This window comes from Kitasatospora sp. NPDC101176 (assembly GCF_044768035.1).
In the GTDB taxonomy this organism is placed as follows: domain Bacteria; phylum Actinomycetota; class Actinomycetes; order Streptomycetales; family Streptomycetaceae; genus Kitasatospora.
Genome location: NZ_JBIWPA010000002.1, coordinates 142,971 through 160,220, shown reverse-complemented (window position 1 = coordinate 160,220; position 17,250 = coordinate 142,971). Strand labels below are relative to the sequence as shown.

The following is a 17,250-nucleotide window of genomic DNA, read 5'->3' as shown; positions in this document are numbered from 1 at the left end:
ACCACCCCCACCCCCGCCTGTTTGACGCCCAGCACGTTCACCACCCCCCCCCCCCCCCCGGGGGGCGCCGCCCCCCCCCCCCGGGGGGGGGCGGGGGGGGGGGGCCCGCCCCCCCCCCCCGCCCCCACCACCCGGGCCCGTCCGTGCAGGTACTGCGCGGCGTGCAGGTAGGAGCTGAAGGCGAAGAAGCCGTAGATCGGGTTGTCCAGCACCAGGACGGTGGTCACCGCCAGCAGCCCGACGAAGTGGACGCCGGCGTGGCGCGCCCGGCCGTCCGGGCGGGGGGTGCGGTCCAGGGCCGAGCGCAGCAGCAGCCAGAGCAGGGCGAGGAGCGCGACCGGCAGGGTGACCCGGACGGACCGCGCGGTCGGCACCGGGACCAGCAGGACGAGGGTGGTGGCGATCAGCAGTCCCACGTAGCCGAGCAGCCCGGCAGCGCGGTCCAGCCGCTCCTGCCAGGCGCCGAGCGCACTCTCGTCCACCGGGTCGGTCTTGATCACTCCCACCGGAACAGCCTGGCAGCCGCGGCGCCCGCGAGCAGGGCGTACGCCGCGAGTGTGAGCAGGCCCACGGCGTGCGGGAAGTGGCCGGCCCAGGAGTCCTGCAGGGCCTGCACCGCGGCCCCGCTGGGGGTGAAGTCGCCGATCCGGTTGACCACGGCGGGTGCGAACTCGCGGGGCAGCCAGATCCCGGAGAAGAACATCATCGGGAAGAAGGCCAGCGCGCCGACCGCGTTGCCGGCCTTCGCCGAGGGGACGACCGAGGCGAGCAGCAGGCCGACCGAGAGCATCGCGGCGGCGGCGAGCAGGAAGGCCAGCACGAATCCCAGCGGCTGGCGCGGCAGCGCCACCCCGAGGACCGGCCCGACCGCCATCACCAGCAGCAGTGCGACGGTGGCGATGCCCAGGTAGAGCGGCAGCAACGCCCCGAACAGCAGTGCCGGGCGCACCGGGCTGGCGGACATCCGGCGCAGCACGCCGCGTTCGCGGTAGGCGGCGAGCAGCGAGGGCAGGGCGTTGAGGCCGAGCAGCATCAGGCTGAACACGGCCAGGATCGGCGCGTACAGCTGGATGGTGCTCATCCCGTGCATGTCCGGCGAGGCCTTGCGCATGGACGGGATCGAGCCGAGGACGCCCAGCAGGACGACCGGGAAGAGCAGGCCGAAGAAGGCGGTCAGCGGGTCGCGCAGGAAGAGCCGGGTCTCGGCGACGGCCAGGCGGCGTACGGCGTGGACGGTGTGGTTCACGGTGGTGGTCCCCTCGGGTCGGGTGGCGGCGGGTCGGGTGGCGGCGGGTCGGGTGGCGGCTGGTCAGCCGCCCGGACTGGTCAGGAGTCGTGCCGGGTGAGCGCGAGGTAGGCCTCGTCCAGGCCGTGCTCGCGGATCCGCAGCCCGGTGACGACGATCCCCTCGCGGGCCAGCAGCCCGGTGACCTGGTCGGCGAAGTCCCCGACCCCGGAGACCTCGATCCGGCCGTCCCGCTCGCGCACCGAGGTGACCCCGGGCAACGCCGCCAGTCGGGCCGGGTCCAGCGGCGCGGTGGGGCGGAAGCCGAGGGTGCCGCCGGCGCCGGAGCGGGCGACCAGCTCGGCGGGGGTGCCGGTGGCGACGATCCGTCCGCCGTCGAGCACGGCCGCGCGGTCGCACAGCGCCTCGACCTCGTCCATGAAGTGCGAGACCAGCACCACCGTCACCCCGTTGTCGCGGATCCGGCGGACCAGCTCCCAGGTGTCGCGGCGGCCCTGCGGGTCGAGTGCCGTGGTCAGCTCGTCCAGGAACGCCACCTCGGGGTTGCCGATCAGCGCGAGGGCGATGAACAGCCGCTGCCGCTGGCCGCCGGAGAGCTTGTCGAAGGGCGTCCGGCGCTGGTCGGCGAGCCCCCACTCGTCCAGCAGCTCCCGCCAGTCCCGGGGGCTGGGGTAGAGCGCGGCGTACAGCTCCAGTGCCTCGGCGACCCGCAACCCGCCCTGCAGCTGGGCCTGTTGGAGCTGGACGCCGATCCGCGGCCGCAGCCGGTGGGCGTCCCGCACCGGGTCCAGTCCGAGGACCCGGACCGTCCCGGCGTCGGCCCGGCGCAGGCCCTCGCAGCACTCCACGGCGGTGGTCTTGCCCGCGCCGTTGGGCCCCAGCAGGCCGAAGACCTCGCCGCGTTCCACGCTGAAGGAGACGTCCTCCAGCACCTGCCGCCGCCCGTAGGCCTTGCGCAGCCCCGCCACCTCGATCACGGCCATCGCGCCGCTCCCTCCCGCTCGTCCTGCTCGCTCCGGCCGTGTTCCCCGGCCTGCTACGAGCCTCCCGCGCGGGGCCCCTGCGGCGGATCGACCGGACGGTCAGAGCGGTCGGCGGCCGCGGTGGAGGGGGGATCAACCGATCGGTGGATGGGGCCGGGGCCGGGGCCGGGAACGGCGCGCGGCCCGGCCGCCGTGCTGTCGGCGACCGGGCTGCGGGTCGTGCGGGGCCGGGCGGGGTAGTGGATCGGGCCGGGCGGAGCCGGGCCGGGGGTAGTGGATCGGGCCGGGGCCGGGCCGGTCAGCCCGCCCCGCCGTCGGCGTGCGTGGCGTTGACGGCCCGGCGCAGGGCGCGTGGGACGGGCCCGGCGGCCGGGGCCAGCTTGTCGATCCGGCCGCGGAACTCACGGCTCTGGCGCCAGGTCAGGGCCGAACCCAGCCGGGCGGCGTCGATCAGGGCGACCAGCGCGGCGTCCGCCGGTTCGACCCGGCTGAGCGGGCCCCTCAGCGCGGAACCGACCGACGCCGCCAGCGACTTGCGCAGCCGGGGCTCCGGCAGGGTGACCCGGGAGCACGGGAAGATCCCGAGCACCCGGCGCTCCTCGACCCGGATCCGTCCGCTCGCCGCCAGGCCGTCCCGGACCACCCGGGCGGCACGGGAGGTCGGGCCCTGGCCGCGGCCGACCCAGCTCTGCCAGCTGCGTCGGCGCCCCTGCCGGAGCTGTTCCAGCAGTGCCGCGGAGAGCGGGTCGAGGCCGTCGGCCCGGGCGCCGTCCACGGCGGCGGGGTGCCGGCCGTCGTCGCGGACCAGGCCGCGCCGCAGGAGTTCGGCGAGCGCGGCCGCCCGCATCACCAGGTCGAGCGTGGCGGTGGCGGTGAGCCGCTCGCGGTCCGGGCGGTAGGCGAGCAGGTACAGCTTCTCCGGCAGGGTGGTGGGCACGTCCATGATGGACTCCAAGCAGGTGGACGGTGTCGGTGGGACCGCCCGGTCAGTCGGCGTCGGACCCGCCGGATTCCGGGCTCTCCTTGGGCGGTCGGCCGCGCCGGGGAAGCCGGGCCGCGCCGCCGGGCATCCGGCCCGCGTCGGTGAGGGCCCGACGGAGCAGGAACTCGATCTGCGCGTTGGCGCTGCGCAGTTCGTCGGCGGCCCACCGGGCCAGCGCGTCGTGGACCGCAGGGTCCAGCCGCAGCAGGATCTTCTTCCGCTCCGTCGCCAACGCGCGCCGCTCCTTACTGGTAGAGGGAGCCCGTGTTCACGACGGGCTGGGCGCCCCGGTCGCCGCAGAGCACGACCAGGAGGTTGCTCACCATGGCGGCCTTGCGCTCCTCGTCGAGCTCGACGACGTCGTTCTCGGCGAGCCGGTCCAGCGCCTCCTCGACCATACCGACGGCGCCCTCGACGATCAGCCGACGAGCCGCGACCACGGCCCCGGCCTGCTGCCGCTGGAGCATCACCTGGGCGACCTCGGGGGCGTAGGCGAGCCGGGTGATCCGGGACTCGACGACCCGCACACCGGCCGAGACGACCCGGGCGGCGATCTCGGCGGAGAGCATCCGGGTGATCTCCTCCGCGCCGTCGCGCAGCGACAACTGGCCCTCGTGGTGGGCGTCGTACGGGTAGCTGCTGGCGATGTGCCGCACCGCGGTCTCGGTCTGGATGGCGACGAAGTCGGTGTAGTCGTCCACCTCGAACACGGCCTTGGCGGTGTCCTCGACCTGCCAGACCACCACGGCGGCCATCTCGATCGGGTTGCCGTCGGCGTCGTTGACCTTGGCGGTCTCGGTCTCGTGGTTGCGGATCCGGGTGGAGATCCGGCGGCGGCTGGTGAAGGGGTTCAGCCAGGTCAGGCCCTCGGCGCGGATGGTGCCGCGGTAACGGCCGAGCAGCTGGACCACCCGGGCCTCGCCCGGGGAGACGACCGTCAGCCCGCACATCAGCACCAGCGAGGTCAGCAGCACCAGCGGCCCGAGGACCACCAGGGTGGCACCCAACCCCTTGTTCCCGCCGGACAGTTGGATGCCACCGGCGATGACGGAGGCGAGCCCGGCGAGCAGTCCGAGCAGCGCGCCGCCGAGCACCGGCAGGCCCGCGGCGCCGGCGAGGGCCCGTTCGGTGATCTTGGGGGCCGGGAGGTCGAGGACGGGGGCGTCTTCGACGTCGACGGCAGGACTGGGTGTGGCCATCAGAGCAGCTCCTCGAGCGCGTTCATCCGCTTCAGCTGTCAAAGTGATATCACTTTTTTCGCGGCCGGCGCCAGGGGGCCGACGGAACGGAGCGAACGGGGCGGAACGGTCCGACGGCAGCGGAACGACGACGGGAGGAGACGACGGGAGCACGCGGCACGGAGCCGAGGCGCGGAAGGCTCCGGGCGGTGGCCGGCAGGGTGTCGCGGGAGGCCCGGGCGATGCCCACGGGCGGGTGAATTCCGGCGCGCCGCACCGGAGGAGGAGGCGGCCGCGCTCTAGACTTCCGTCGTCACGGACGGGCGGAGCCCCGGCTCGGGGCCGGCCCGCGGACGGTTCACGGCATGCGTCTCGGGGTGGGGCGGGTGGGACTCGAACCCACGACCAAGGGATTATGAGTCCCCTGCTCTAACCGGCTGAGCTACCGCCCCGGTTCGCCGCGCACCGGACATCGGCCACGGCAGCAGCAGACGGCCCCGAAAGGCCGTCCCGGGCAGCATAGCCGGTCGATCACCCGTGGTGCGCGCCGGGGGCGCACACGGGTGCGCACGGGTGTGCGCCTCTTCGGACCGTGCAGTCCGGCTGGCGTCCGGGCGCCCGCGCGGGCAGCCTGGACGGATGACGGTGCGTGGGACGGGAGCGACGGCCGGGGCGCTCGTGGCGGTACTGCTGGCGGCCGGGTGCACGACCTCCGCCGGACCGGGCGGCGGCACGCCCACGGTCACCTCGGCGCCGGCCGCGACCTCGGGACCGGCCGCCGCCGTCAGCAGCCACGGCTGGAGCCGGCAGCGGCTGCGCGGCGCGGTCGCCAGACGCACCGGCGTCACCCGCACCGCGAAGCCCACCGTGCTCAACGGCCTGGTCGGCGCCGTCTTCACCCGCAACGCGGACGGCGACCACTTCTGCACCGCCAGCGTCGTCGACAGCGCCGGCCTCAACCTCATCGTCACCGCCGCGCACTGCGTCTGGGACCTCGACCTCGGACAGCGCAGCGACCTCGTCTTCGTCCCCGGCTACCGGGACGGCGACACCCCCAGCGGCGTCTGGCCCCTGCTGTCCGTCGCCGTCGACGACGGCTGGAAGGACCACGCCGACCCGGATGTGGACGTCGCCTTCGCGGTCGTCCAGGCCCAGAACGGGAAGCAGGTGCAGCAGGTGCTCGGCGCCAACACCCTGGGCGTCAACCGCGGCTACCGGCTGCCCGTGAAGGTCACCGGCTACCCCGGCACCAGCGACGTCCCGATCACCTGTTCCAACACGACCACCGAACAGAGCCCCACGCAGCTGCGGATCGACTGCCCGGACTACACCGGCGGCACCAGCGGCAGCCCCTGGGTGACCGACTTCGACCCGAACACCAGGACCGGCACCGTGGTCGGCGTCATCGGCGGCTACCAGGAGGGCGGGGACACCCCGGACACCTCGTACAGCAGCTACTTCGGCGACCGCGTCCAGGCCCTCTACGACCGCGCCACCGGGTAGCCGGACGGCGCCCGCCCCGGCGGCGGTGGCGCCGCCGGGCACGGCCTGGTAGATCTTCCTCTCGAACGGCGGAACGCACGAGCCCGGCACCCGCCCCCGAGGAGACGGAGCCCCGATGGCCCCCCGCCCGATACGGCCCGCGCACGCGGCACGGACGGTCGCGCTGGCGGCCCTGCTGGTCGCGGCCGGCACCGCGTGCGGCGGACAGGACCGGGCGCCCACCGCCGAGGTCGCGCAGCAGAACGCCGCGCGCGACCGCATCGGCACCCTCTCGATCCACACCGCGCAGGGCCCCCGGGCCTGCACCGCGAGCGTCGTGCGCAGCCCGAAGCACAATCTGCTGGTCACCGCGGCGCACTGCGTGCAGAGCCGCCGGATCGGCCTGCTGGACGGCCTGGTGTTCACCCCCGGCTACCGCAACGGCTACTCCCCCTACGGCAGTTGGCCCGTCCAGCGGATCACCGTCGATCCGCGCTGGGTCTCCGACGAGGACCCCGAGTACGACGTGGCCTTCGTCTCCGTGAGCCCGGTCGACGACCGGCAGGTCGAGGACGCGGTCGGCGGCAATCCGATCGCCACCGGCCAGGGCTTCGGCCAGTCCGTCTCGGTGACCGGCTACCCGAACCAGAGCGACGAACCGATCACCTGCACCGTCACGACCCGCTCGCAGAGCCCGACCCAGGAGCGCTTCGACTGCGGCGGCTACACCGACGGCACCAGCGGCAGCCCCTGGGTGACCGGCGGCGGCTCGGTCATCGGCGTGATCGGCGGCTACCAGGAGGGCGGGGAGACCGACGGCACCTCGTACAGCGTCACCTTCGACCAGCGCGTCGCGACGCTCTACCAGCAGGCGACCGCCTGAGCCACCGGGGCGCCCCGGCCGGCGGGCCGGGCAGCCCCGGCCCCCCGAACGCCACGGAGTGACGAAGGCAACACCGGGCGGAGCCGAGCCGGGACAACACGAAGGCCCCCCGGTCGTCCGAGGGGCCTTCGCTCTGAGCAGTCACCGGGCGGAGCCGGTGAAGCTCCCGCATTTGGACTCGAACCAAAAACCTGCCGGTTAACAGCCGGCTGCTCTGCCAATTGAGCTATGCGGGATCGTGGTGCCCAACCGCGCACCACGCACAGGAGGAGGGCCCTTACCAGGCCTCTCCTGAGCTCCCCCAATTGGACTCGAACCAATAACCTGCCGATTAACAGTCGGCTGCTCTGCCAATTGAGCTATGGGGGATCGGCTCCCGCCCCGGCCCCCGGTTTCCCCGGGCTCCGCGGCGCTCGCTGCGGGACATACATTAGCGCACTCGGGGGGGTGGTCCGCCAATCGCTTTCCCCGGCGGCCCGGGCTCCACCCGGCGCGCCCGGCGCGCGCCGGGCCCGGCCCCCGGGGATGCTGGGGGCGCGGACGGTTCGCCGTCCCGACTGACGGGTAGGGCAATGCGGCAGATGGCCGCCAGGAGAGGGTGGATCCGATCATGTGGAAGCTGTCGTTGGCCGCGGGGTTCGCGGCCGGCTACGTCCTCGGCTCGCGGGCCGGGCGCCAGCGCTACGAGCAGATCGCCAAGGTCACCCGGCAGATCGCCCAGAACCCCGCGGTGCAGGGCGCGACCGAGCGGGCCAGGCAACAGGCCGGCTCGGTCGCCGGGAAGGCCGCGGGCGCCGTCGCGGACAAGGTCGGGGACCGGCTGCCGAACGCGGTCACCGACCGGGTGCCGTACTTCAACCGGTCCCGGCCCGAGGACGACGGCTGGGGTACCTTCCGGCCGTGACGCGGGGGTGACGCCCGGGCGAACGGGGCCTCCCGGCCGCGTTCCGAACGGGCAACACCTCGCCCGGCCCGGACGCGCCGGGGGCCCCGCTGAGGCATGATCTCGACATGGCCATCGTCGCGGGGATAGACAGTTCGACCAACCGCACCCGGATCGTCGCGTGCGACGCGGACACCGGCGCCGTCCTGCGCTCCGGCAAGGCGCCGCACCCCGTCCCCGAGGCCGCGGACACCCGCCCCGGCGAGGCCGACCCGCAGCTGTGGCTGCACTCCCTCGGCGACGCCGCGGCGGGCGGACTGCTGGAGGGCGTCCGGGCCATCGGCGTCAGCGCGCAGCAGCACGGCATGATCGGCCTGGACGCGGGCGGCGTGCTGGTCCGGCCGGCGATCCTGTGGAACGACCCGCGCTCCAGCGGTGCGGCCGCCAAACTGCTGGACGCGCTGGGCGGCCCGGCCGCCTGGACCGCCGCGATCGGCGCCGTCCCCGCCCCGACCTACACCATCGCCAAGCTGCGCTGGCTGGCCGAGTTCGAGCCGGCCAACGCCCGCCGGGTCGCCGAGGTGCTGCTGCCGCACGACTGGCTGGTCTGGCAGCTGCTCGGCCACCCCAGGCGCCGCACCACCGACCGCGGCGACGCCTCCGGCACCGGCTACTGGTCACCGATCACTGGCGAGTACCGGCAGGACCTGGTCGAACTGGCCCTCGGCCACGAGCTGAAACTGCCCGAGGTGCTCGGGCCCGCCGAACCCGCCGGGCACACCCCCGAGGGCCTGCTGATCTCGGCCGGCACCGGCGACAACATGGCCGCCGCCCTCGGCCTCGGCCTGCGCCCGGGCGACGCGGTGGTCTCGCTCGGCAGCGCCGGGACGATCTTCGCGGTGCACGAGCGGGCCGTGGTCGACGCCACCGGGCTGGTCTCCTCCTTCGCCGACGCCAGCGGCCGCCACCTGCCGATGGTCGCCACCCTCAACGCCGCCCAGGTGCTGCTGTCCACCGCCGCCCTGCTCGGCCGCGACCTGGACGGCCTGAGCGACCTCGCCCTGCACTCCTCCCCCGGCGCCTACGGGCTGGTCCTGCTGCCCTATCTGGACGGCGAGCGCACCCCGGCCCTGCCGCACGCGGCCGGCACCCTGACCGGCCTGCGGGCCGAGTCGCTGACGCCGCAGCACCTGGCCCGGGCCGCCGTCGAGGGGATGCTCTGCAACATCGCGGACGCGCTCGACGTGCTGCGGGCCCAGGGCGTCGGGATCAAGCGGGTCTTCCTGCTCGGGGCGGCCGGGCGGCTGCCCGTCGTCCGGCACGTCGCCCCGCTGCTGTTCGGCGTTCCGGTCGTGGTGCCGCCGCCGGGCGCGCACGCGGCCCGCGGGGCCGCCCGGCAGGCCGCCTGGGCACTGGCCGGCACTCCCGAGCCGCCGGAGTGGCCGCTGCCGGACGCCGAGACCGTCGAGCCCGACGGGGAGCAGGACCTGGCGATCGGATCCGCGGTGCGCCAGCAGTACCGGGCCGCCCGCGAGCAGGTCCACCCGGAGACGAAGGCCTGAACCGATCGGTGAAGATGCGTCACCGGCCGGCCGGTGGCAGCGTAGGACGGGACACGGCCACCGGAGGGTGAAGGGCGGCAGGATTCCATGGCGCTGCACAAGGGGACCGGCGACGACCGCCGGCTCAGCATCAGTCCGTTCGTCTCCACCGCGGACCCGCTGGGCGCGATGGAGCTGGCGCCACCGGTGCACCGGCTCGCCGACGGACCGGTCGCGGCGGACACGGCGTACCAGCTGATCCACGACGAGCTGATGCTGGACGGGAACGCCAAGCTCAACCTGGCGACCTTCGTCACCACCTCGATGGAGACGCAGGCCACCCGGCTGATGACCGAGTGCCTCGACAAGAACATGATCGACAAGGACGAGTACCCGCAGACCGCCGAACTCGAACGGCGCTGCGTGGCCATCCTCGCCGACCTCTGGCACGCCCCCGACCCGGACAGCGCGGTCGGCTGCTCCACCACCGGCTCCAGCGAGGCCTGCATGCTCGCCGGCATGGCCCTCAAGCGCCGCTGGATGGCCCGCAACGCCGAGCGCTACGCCGCCGGTGCCCGGCCCAACCTGGTGATGGGCGTCAACGTGCAGGTGTGCTGGGAGAAGTTCTGCACCTTCTGGGAGGTCGAGGCGCGCACCGCGCCGATGGAGGGCGATCGCTACCACCTCGACGCCGCGCGGGCCGTCGAACTCTGCGACGAGGACACCATCGGCGTCGTCGGCGTGCTCGGCTCCACCTTCGACGGCTCCTACGAGCCCGTCGCGGACATCTGCGCGGCCCTGGACGACCTCCAGCAGCGCACCGGGCTGGACGTCCCGGTGCACGTGGACGGCGCCTCCGGCGGCATGGTGGCGCCCTTCCTGGACCCGGAGCTGGTCTGGGACTTCCGGCTGCCCCGGGTGGCCTCGATCAACACCTCCGGGCACAAGTACGGCCTGGTCTACCCCGGCGTCGGCTGGGCGCTGTGGCGGGACGCGGAGGCGCTGCCCGAGGAGCTCGTCTTCCGGGTCAACTACCTCGGCGGCGAGATGCCGACCTTCGCGCTCAACTTCTCCCGCCCGGGCGCCGAGGTGGTCGCGCAGTACTACGTCTTCCTGCGGCTCGGACGGGACGGCTTCCGGGCCGTCCACGGCGCCTGCCGCGAGGTCGCCACCTACCTGTCGGGGGCGATCGCGGAACTGGACGGCTTCCGGCTGCTCACCCGCGGCGACGAACTGCCGGTGTTCGCCGTCACCACCACCGACGGGGTGCCCTTCGACGTGTTCGACGTGTCGCGGCGACTGCGCGAGCGCGGCTGGCAGGTGCCCGCGTACACCTTCCCGGACAACCGCACCGACCTCTCGGTGCTCCGGATCGTCTGCCGCAACGGCTTCTCCAAGGACCTCGCCGACCTGCTGCTGGCCGACCTGCGACGGCTGCTGCCGGAGCTGCGGCGCCAGCCCGTCCCGCTCAAGGAGCTCGGTGTGCCGGTCCGCGAGGGTTTCCACCACTGAGCCCCTCGACGGGCGCCGGCGGGCCGCCCGGGACCCGTTCCGGAAACGATCACGGCGGGGAGGACGCCCTGGGGCGTCCTCCCCGCCGTGCGTCCCGGTGGACCGGGGCAGCCTCCCCCCGCGAGGCTGCCTCGGCCGTGGGGGAACCGGGGCGTGGATGCCGGACCCACGACCGGTGACCGGTCTGTGTCCGAACGTGTCCGCCGGTCGGTGAACCGCACCGGCCTGAGAACTCTGCACGACGGAAGACGGTTGTTCGAGCGTTCCCGGCGGTTGTGAGACACTTCCGTCCGTCTCAGCGCCATGACCTGGGGTTTGGGACGTCAGGCCGATGACTTTGGAGAAGCGGAGACACCCGAACGGCCCGGGCCGGAGCCCGTCCCGCTCTCCCCGTACCCCGTTCCCGTCTCGCACCGTTGGAAGGCCGCATGGGTTCCGCCTGGAAGAACCTGCCCGAAGAGCTGTCCGAGCCCGCCAGGGACCTGGCCGGGGAGCTCCGGACCATCAAGGACGCCGCCGGACTCTCGCTGGCCGAACTGGCCACCCGGACGCACTACAGCCGGGCCTCCTGGGAGCGCTGGCTGAACGGCAAACGGGTCATCACCCAGCAGGCGCTGGAAGCGCTGATCGGGACCGTGGACTGCGACGGGCCCGCCCTGCGGTCGCTCTGGGAGCGGGCCGTGGCCGCGCCCGGGGCCGGCGCGCCGGTGCCGGCGACGACCTCCGCCGCGGACGCCCCCGACGGCGGCCCGGCCGCCGGGCAGCCGGCCGACCCGGACCCCGCCCCCGAGGAGCCCGGCTCCGGGTCCGCGTCCGGGTCCGGCCTGTCGCTGTCCGTGCTGTGCGGGCCGACGCCGACCGCGACCGGACCGACCGGGTCCGCGCCGACGGAGTCCGACGCCGAGGCTCCGGTCGTCGCCGAGCTCCCCGATGTGGCCGCGCCCGCGGTCGAGGCGGATCCCGTCCGGCCGCCCGCGGCCTGGTGGCGGCGCCCGGCGACGCTGCTCACCGCCGCCGCCGTGGTGGCCGCCCTGCTGGTGCTGGTCGGCGTGCGCGCCGCCACCCGGCACGACGAACCGACGGCCGCCGCCGAGCCCGCCCCGACCTCCTCCATCGCTCCGACCGCCTCGGCGTCCTCGGCGTCACCGGCCAAGCCCGCCTCGGCCCCGCCCGCCTGCCAGGCCGTCGGCTGCGCGCACAAGGACCCGAAGACCACCGGCTGCGGCAAGGACGCCCGCACCCTGCAGACCGACGTCATCGGCAAGGTGGTCGTCTACCTCCGGTACAGCCAGACCTGCCAGGCCGCCTGGGCCGCGATCACCGAGGGCCAGCCGAACGACTACGCGACCATCACCGACAGCACCGGTGACAGCGAGACGGCCCTCATCCACTGGGGCTACGACAACTACTCGTCGATGCTGAACGCGGCCGACCCGCACACCGGCTTCGTGGTCTGCGGCTACCAGCCGGCCGGCCACGTCTGCACCACGGCCATCTCCGACCTGGCCGCCGTCGTGGCCTCCACCCCGATCCCGATCGGTCCCGCCTCGCCGCCCCCGGGCACCGGCGCGGGCGCGGCGAGCACCGATCCGGCCCCGGCCGCCACCGACCCGGGAGCGACCGCGCAGCCGTCCGGGACGCCGGGGGCCGCCTCGCCGTCCGCCGCGAGCCCGGACCCGGGTCAGTCGAGGTAGCCGCGCAGCTGCTCGGCGAAGGCGTGGTCGCGGAGCTTGACCAGCGTCTTCGACTCGATCTGGCGGATCCGCTCCCTGGTCACGCCGAACACCGCACCGATCTCCTCCAGCGTGCGCGGCCTGCCGTCGTCCAGCCCGTAGCGGAGCTGGACGACCTGGCGCTCCCGCTCGCCCAGGGTGGCCAGCACCGCGTCCAGGTGCTGACGCAGGAGCAGGAAGGTGGCGGACTCCGCGGGTGAGGTGGCGTCGGCGTCCTCGATCAGGTCGCCGAGCGCCACGTCGTCCTCCTCCCCCACCGGGGTGTGCAGCGAGATCGGCTCCTGGGCCAGCCGGACCAGTTCCCGCACCCGCGCCTCGGTCAGCTCCAGGGCGGCGGCGACCTCGGCCGCGGTCGGCTCCAGGCCGCGCTCCTGCAGCAGTGCGCGCTGCACCCGGACCACCCGGTTGATCAGCTCGACCACGTGCACCGGCACCCGGATCGTCCGGGCCTGGTCCGCCAGCGCCCGGCTCATCGCCTGCCGGATCCACCAGGTCGCGTAGGTGGAGAACTTGTAGCCGCGGGCGTAGTCGAACTTCTCCACGGCCCGGATCAGGCCGAGGTTGCCCTCCTGGACGAGGTCCAGCAGGGTCAGCCCGCGGCCGACGTACCGCTTGGCGACGGACACCACCAGGCGCAGGTTCGCCTCGATCAGCCGCCGCTTGGCGATCCGCCCCCGCACCACCAGGGTGTCCAGCTCGCGCGCCAGCGGATCGGGGGGCGGGGGCTCGCCGTTCAGCCGCTCCTCGGCGAACAGGCCGGCCTCGACCCGGCGGGCCAGCTCCACCTCCTCGGCGGCGGTCAGCAGCCGGACCCGGCCGATCTCGCGCAGGTACTGGCGCAGCAGGTCCGCGGCCGGGCCGCTGCCGTCGGCCTGCGGACCGGGCTCCTCCTCCGCATCACGGTCGGCCTCGGCGTCACGGTCGGCGTCGGCCTCGGCATCGGGCTCGGCGTCGAGCTCCCTGGCGGCCGGATCCGGGTCAGCGCTCTCGGGATGGCCCTCGGGCAGGCCCTGGGCGGGCACCCGGGCGCCGTCGGGCGGAGCCGCGCCGGCCCGGCCGTGGTCCGTCTCCTGCTCCCGCGCCGGCCCGGCGCGGTCCGGTCTCGTGGTGGTGATGGCGGTGGTCGGTGCGACAAGGCCTTGGTCCACGGGCAGCATCCCCTCGGGGCGGGCGCGACTCTGGCGGACCCGCGCTGTACGGAGGTGGGACGCCCTCCAGTGTGCGGTACGCCACACTCCGTGGCCGAGACTCGTGCGCCGACTTTCTGCGCACTTCCCGGGGCGCGCCCGCATCTTCCCGCCGGGCGCGCGACCGCCCGGCCACGCCCGGGGGCGGCGCCCCGGGCCGAGGAGCCGCTGGGGCTCGTCCGGCAGGCCCCGGGGCTCAGAGCGCCGCGGCGCCCCGGCTGCGGAGCTGCTGGCCGTACTGCTGGAGCTGCCACAGCTCGGTCTGCACCGCGTGCAGCTGTTCGGCGTCGGCCCGGTGGCCGAGCCGCTGCAGGTAGCCGCGGACCTCGGCGATCCGGCGGTCGACGGCCAGCAGGCGCAGCTTGACCAGGAACTCCCCCGCGTAGACCGCGTCCACCTTACGGCGGGAACGCACCGGCTCGACGGTCAGCTCGGTGACCAGCGAGCGCACCTGGTCGTCCGGGGACGCCTCGCGCACCGCGCTGGTGAAGTCCGGCAGGGTCGCCCCGTAGGCGGCGCCGCCGGCCTTGGCGACGGCCTGCCGCACGGCGGTGTACGGCGGGGTGGGGAACTCGTCCTCGCCGTAGTGGTCGAAGGCCGGGCTGACCAGGTCCGGGTGCTGGAGCGCCAGCTTGAGCAGCTCGCGTTCGACGAACTGGGCCGGGTCGCGCGGGTTGAGCCGGAACGCGGGCTGGGCGGGGCGCACCGCGGCGACGGGCTGCTCGGTGCGCCGCGCGGTGCTGCCGCGGGGGTTCTGCTGCTTCTCCCGCTCCCAGCGGGACAGCTGGGAGATCCGGCGGACCACGAACTGCTCGTCGCCGGGATTGACGCCGAGCATGCCGGCCAGGCGGATCGCGTAGCCGTGCCGGATCGACGGGTCCTTGATCTTCGCGACGATCAGGGCGGCCTCCTCCATCGCGGCGGCCTGCCCCTCGGGCGTCTCGACCCGGTGCTTCGACACCGCCGTGTTCAGCGCGAACTCGAAGAGCGGGACGGGGTTGTCGATCAGCTGCTTCACGGCCTCGTCGCCCTGGGCCAGCCGCAGGTCGCACGGGTCCATGCCGCCCGGGCTGACCGCGATGGAGGTCTTGGCCGCGAACTTCTGGTCGTCCTCGAAGGCCCGCAGGGCGGCCTTCTGGCCGGCCGCGTCGCCGTCGAAGGTGAAGACCGTCTCGCCGCGGTACTGCGAGGTGTCCATCAGCAGCCGGCGGATGATCTTGATGTGGTCCTCGGCGAAGGCCGTGCCACAGGTGGCCACCGCCGAGGTGACCCCGGCCAGGTGGCAGGCCATCACGTCGGTGTAGCCCTCGACCACCACCGCCCGGCCCGACTTGGCGATCTCCTTCTTCGCCAGGTCGATGCCGTACAGCACGTGCGACTTCTTGTAGATCGGCGTCTCGGGGGTGTTCAGGTACTTCGGGCCGTTGTCGTCCTCGCGCAGCCGGCGGGCGCCGAAGCCCACCACCTCGCCCGCGATGTCCCGGATCGGCCAGACCAGCCGGCCCCGGAAGCGGTCGATCAGGCCGCCGCGCTGGCCCTGCGAGGCCAGACCGCCGAGCAGGATCTCCTTGTCGCTGAACCCCTTGCCGCGCAGGTAGCGGACCAGGTGCTCCCAGCCCGCCGGGGCGTAGCCGACGCCGAAGGTCCTGGCGGCCTCCTCGTCGAAGCCGCGCTCGGCGAGGAAGCGGCGGCCGATCTCCGCCTCGGGCGAGGCCAGCTGCTCCTGGTAGTAGGCGGCGGCCACCTTGTGCGCCTCGACCAGGCGGGTCCGCTCGCCCTGCTGGTGGCGGGGGCTGTAGCCGCCCTCCTCGTAACGCAGGGTGATGCCGGCCTGGGCGGCCATCCGCTCGACGGCCTCGGCGAAGGTGAAGTGCTCGATCTTCATCAGGAAGGCGATGGTGTCGCCGTTCTCCTGGCAGCCGAAGCAGTGGAAGACGCCCTTGGCGGGGTTCACGTAGAAGGAGGCGGACTTCTCGTCGTGGAACGGGCAGACGCCCTTGTACTCGCCGCCGCCACCGTTGGTCAGCTGTACGTAGTCGCCGACCACCGCGTCGATCGGCAGTGCGCTGCGCACCGCCTGTACGTCTTCGTCCCTGATCCGCCCGGCCACCCCGGAAGTCTACTGGGGCGGCCGGGCTTTCCGGCCGGGCGCGTCCCGCCGGGCGAGGGGGCGGGCCCGACCGGTCAGGCCCAGGAGGCGCCGACGAGCCTGGCGTGCAGGGCGAGGGCCGAGGCGTCGGTGAGGGTGGCGATCTGGTCGACGACCGTGCGCAGGGCGGCCCGGTCGTCCTCGGCCTCGTGGTACTGGGCGGCGAACACCGGGTCCAGGCCCTCGGGAGCGCGCCGGTTGAGCACGTCCGCCAGCTCGGCGATCACGATCCGCTGGCGGGCGCGCAGCTGGGCCTGCTCGTCGCGCTGCATCACGAAGCGAACGGCGACGGCCTTGAGCACCGCGCACTCCAGCCGCACGCCGCGCGGCACCACCAGCTCGGCCCCGTAGCGGGTGAGCCGGCCGGGGCCGTAGCGGGCCCGGGTGGCCTGCTCGGCGGCCAGGCAGAAGCGGCCGATCAGCTGGCTGGTGAGGTCCTTCAGCCCGGCCCGGGCGCGGGCCGTGCCGTCGTAGGAGCGCGGCCACCAGTCCTGGGCGAGCAGCCGGTCCAGGGCGGCGGCCAGCTCCTCCGGCTCGGAGTCCGGGGCGTAGCGCTCGGCGACCTTGAAGAGTTCGGACCGCTCGCCCGGGGCTCGCAGGGCGGCCGGCTCGATGTGGCCGGCCTGGAGGCCGTCCTCGACGTCGTGGGTGGAGTAGGCCACGTCGTCGGACCAGTCCATGACGGTGGCCTCGAAGCACTTGCGCCCGGCCGGGGAGCCGGCCCGCAGCCAGCGGAAGACCGGCAGGTCGTCGGCGTAGACGCCGTACTTGTGCGAGGCCGGGTCGGTGGGGTGCGCGCCGCGCGACCACGGGTACTTGGTGGCGGCGTCGAGGGCGGCGCGGGTCAGGTTGAGGCCGACGCTGCGGCCGGGCCAGGGGGCGAGCCGGGCGGCGGGCTGCTCGTCCTCGGGCGCGAAGCGCTTGGGTTCGAGCCGGGTGAGGATGCGCAGCGACTGGGCATTGCCCTCGAAGCCGCCGCAGGCCTCGGCGGCCTGGTCGAGCGCCTCCTCGCCGGTGTGGCCGAACGGCGGGTGGCCGATGTCGTGGGCCAGGCAGGCCGTCTCCACGAGGTCCGGGTCGCAGCCCAGGGCGGCTCCCAACTCGCGCCCGACCTGGGCGCATTCGAGGGAGTGGGTGAGTCTGGTGCGGGGGAAGTCGGCACGCATCGGGGCGACCACCTGGGTGGTGCCGGCCAGCCGCCGCAACGCCGCCGAGTGCAGCACCCGGGCGCGGTCACGCTGGAAGGCGGTGCGGCCGGGGCGCTTGTCCGGTTCGGGGACCCAGCGGGCCTCGGCGGCGTGGTCGTACGGGAACGGGGCGGCGGCGAGGCGGTGCGCGGTGTCATCCATATGGCACACACGGTACGCCGCGCCCCTGACAGCGGGGGTGTGCCGCGCACGAAGGGGCGCGGGCCGGGGCGTGAATCCTGCGCCACGCGCCGGTGTCGGCCCATCCCCCCTCCCGCCGCCGGTGTCGGCCGGCCCCTCCCGC

Annotated in this window: 14 protein-coding genes, 3 tRNA genes and 1 pseudogene; 6 read left to right on the top strand and 12 right to left on the bottom strand. The window is 74.5% G+C overall.

The annotated features are described in order from the left end of the window. The 7 genes and pseudogenes from ACIRS1_RS03465 to ACIRS1_RS03435 form a co-directional block, all read right to left on the bottom strand. Positions 1-506, bottom strand: a pseudogene (locus tag ACIRS1_RS03465) (hypothetical protein); the annotation flags it as partial. After that, entirely contained in the window at positions 497-1,246 is a 750-nt protein-coding gene (locus tag ACIRS1_RS03460) for an ABC transporter permease (protein WP_360210069.1), read from the bottom strand. The pseudogene ACIRS1_RS03465 and the gene ACIRS1_RS03460, both read right to left, overlap by 10 nt. An 80-nt stretch (positions 1,247-1,326) precedes the next feature. Next, entirely contained in the window at positions 1,327-2,229 is a 903-nt protein-coding gene (locus tag ACIRS1_RS03455; protein ID WP_360210071.1) for an ABC transporter ATP-binding protein, read from the bottom strand. A 298-nt stretch (positions 2,230-2,527) separates the two neighbouring features. Next, on the bottom strand, positions 2,528-3,172 hold the full coding sequence (locus tag ACIRS1_RS03450; protein WP_402836477.1) for a GPP34 family phosphoprotein: 645 nt from the start codon (positions 3,170-3,172) through the stop codon (positions 2,528-2,530). A 43-nt stretch (positions 3,173-3,215) separates the two neighbouring features. After that, complete coding sequence (locus tag ACIRS1_RS03445) at positions 3,216-3,443, bottom strand: hypothetical protein (protein ID WP_402836475.1); 228 nt, start codon at positions 3,441-3,443, stop codon at positions 3,216-3,218. A gap of 13 nt (positions 3,444-3,456) precedes the next feature. Continuing rightward, positions 3,457-4,410, bottom strand: coding sequence for an SPFH domain-containing protein (locus ACIRS1_RS03440; RefSeq protein ID WP_402836473.1), 954 nt, complete (start codon positions 4,408-4,410; stop codon positions 3,457-3,459). Between the two features lie 357 nt (positions 4,411-4,767). Then, positions 4,768-4,841 (bottom strand) — tRNA-Ile (locus tag ACIRS1_RS03435). Positions 4,842-5,028: 187 nt separating this feature from the next. Here ACIRS1_RS03435 and ACIRS1_RS03430 point away from each other — a divergent pair. Then, positions 5,029-5,892: a hypothetical protein gene (locus ACIRS1_RS03430; protein WP_360210078.1), complete on the top strand. Its 864-nt coding sequence runs from the start codon at positions 5,029-5,031 to the stop codon at positions 5,890-5,892. A 115-nt stretch (positions 5,893-6,007) separates the two neighbouring features. Continuing rightward, the gene (locus ACIRS1_RS03425) at positions 6,008-6,754 is read left to right on the top strand and encodes a trypsin-like serine peptidase (protein WP_402836471.1); all 747 of its coding nucleotides are present in this window, start codon (positions 6,008-6,010) and stop codon (positions 6,752-6,754) included. Positions 6,755-6,917: 163 nt separating this feature from the next. Here the strand turns inward: ACIRS1_RS03425 and ACIRS1_RS03420 are convergent. Together ACIRS1_RS03420 and ACIRS1_RS03415 are read right to left on the bottom strand one after the other, a co-directional pair. After that, positions 6,918-6,990: transfer RNA gene (locus ACIRS1_RS03420), tRNA-Asn, on the bottom strand. A gap of 60 nt (positions 6,991-7,050) precedes the next feature. Continuing rightward, positions 7,051-7,123 (bottom strand) — tRNA-Asn (locus ACIRS1_RS03415). Positions 7,124-7,361: 238 nt separating this feature from the next. On the opposite strand from ACIRS1_RS03415, the gene ACIRS1_RS03410 reads away from it, so the two are divergent. The 4 genes from ACIRS1_RS03410 (at position 7,362) to ACIRS1_RS03395 (ending at position 12,384) form a co-directional block, all read left to right on the top strand. Beyond that, positions 7,362-7,658 (top strand): hypothetical protein, encoded by a 297-nt coding sequence (locus ACIRS1_RS03410; protein WP_387898648.1) that lies wholly within the window; start codon positions 7,362-7,364, stop codon positions 7,656-7,658. Positions 7,659-7,765: 107 nt separating this feature from the next. Further along, complete coding sequence (locus tag ACIRS1_RS03405; RefSeq protein WP_360210084.1) at positions 7,766-9,199, top strand: FGGY family carbohydrate kinase; 1,434 nt, start codon at positions 7,766-7,768, stop codon at positions 9,197-9,199. Positions 9,200-9,286: 87 nt separating this feature from the next. Then, positions 9,287-10,690 (top strand): glutamate decarboxylase, encoded by a 1,404-nt coding sequence (locus ACIRS1_RS03400; RefSeq protein WP_402836469.1) that lies wholly within the window; start codon positions 9,287-9,289, stop codon positions 10,688-10,690. 428 nt (positions 10,691-11,118) lie between these two features. After that, on the top strand, positions 11,119-12,384 hold the full coding sequence (locus tag ACIRS1_RS03395; RefSeq protein WP_402836467.1) for a DUF2690 domain-containing protein: 1,266 nt from the start codon (positions 11,119-11,121) through the stop codon (positions 12,382-12,384). Here ACIRS1_RS03395 and ACIRS1_RS03390 read toward each other — a convergent pair. From ACIRS1_RS03390 to ACIRS1_RS03380, 3 genes are all read right to left on the bottom strand, one after another. Then, positions 12,372-13,580, bottom strand: a complete 1,209-nt coding sequence (locus tag ACIRS1_RS03390; RefSeq protein ID WP_402836465.1) for an RNA polymerase sigma factor — start codon at positions 13,578-13,580, stop codon at positions 12,372-12,374. The genes ACIRS1_RS03395 and ACIRS1_RS03390 overlap by 13 nt on opposite strands. A 226-nt stretch (positions 13,581-13,806) precedes the next feature. Beyond that, positions 13,807-15,720 (bottom strand): DNA primase, encoded by a 1,914-nt coding sequence (gene dnaG / locus ACIRS1_RS03385; RefSeq protein WP_360210090.1) that lies wholly within the window; start codon positions 15,718-15,720, stop codon positions 13,807-13,809. Between the two features lie 74 nt (positions 15,721-15,794). Further along, positions 15,795-17,108 carry a deoxyguanosinetriphosphate triphosphohydrolase gene (locus ACIRS1_RS03380; RefSeq protein ID WP_402836463.1) on the bottom strand — a complete coding sequence of 438 codons (1,314 nt, stop codon included), beginning with the start codon at positions 17,106-17,108 and terminating at the stop codon, positions 15,795-15,797. Positions 17,109-17,250: the final 142 nt, after the last annotated feature.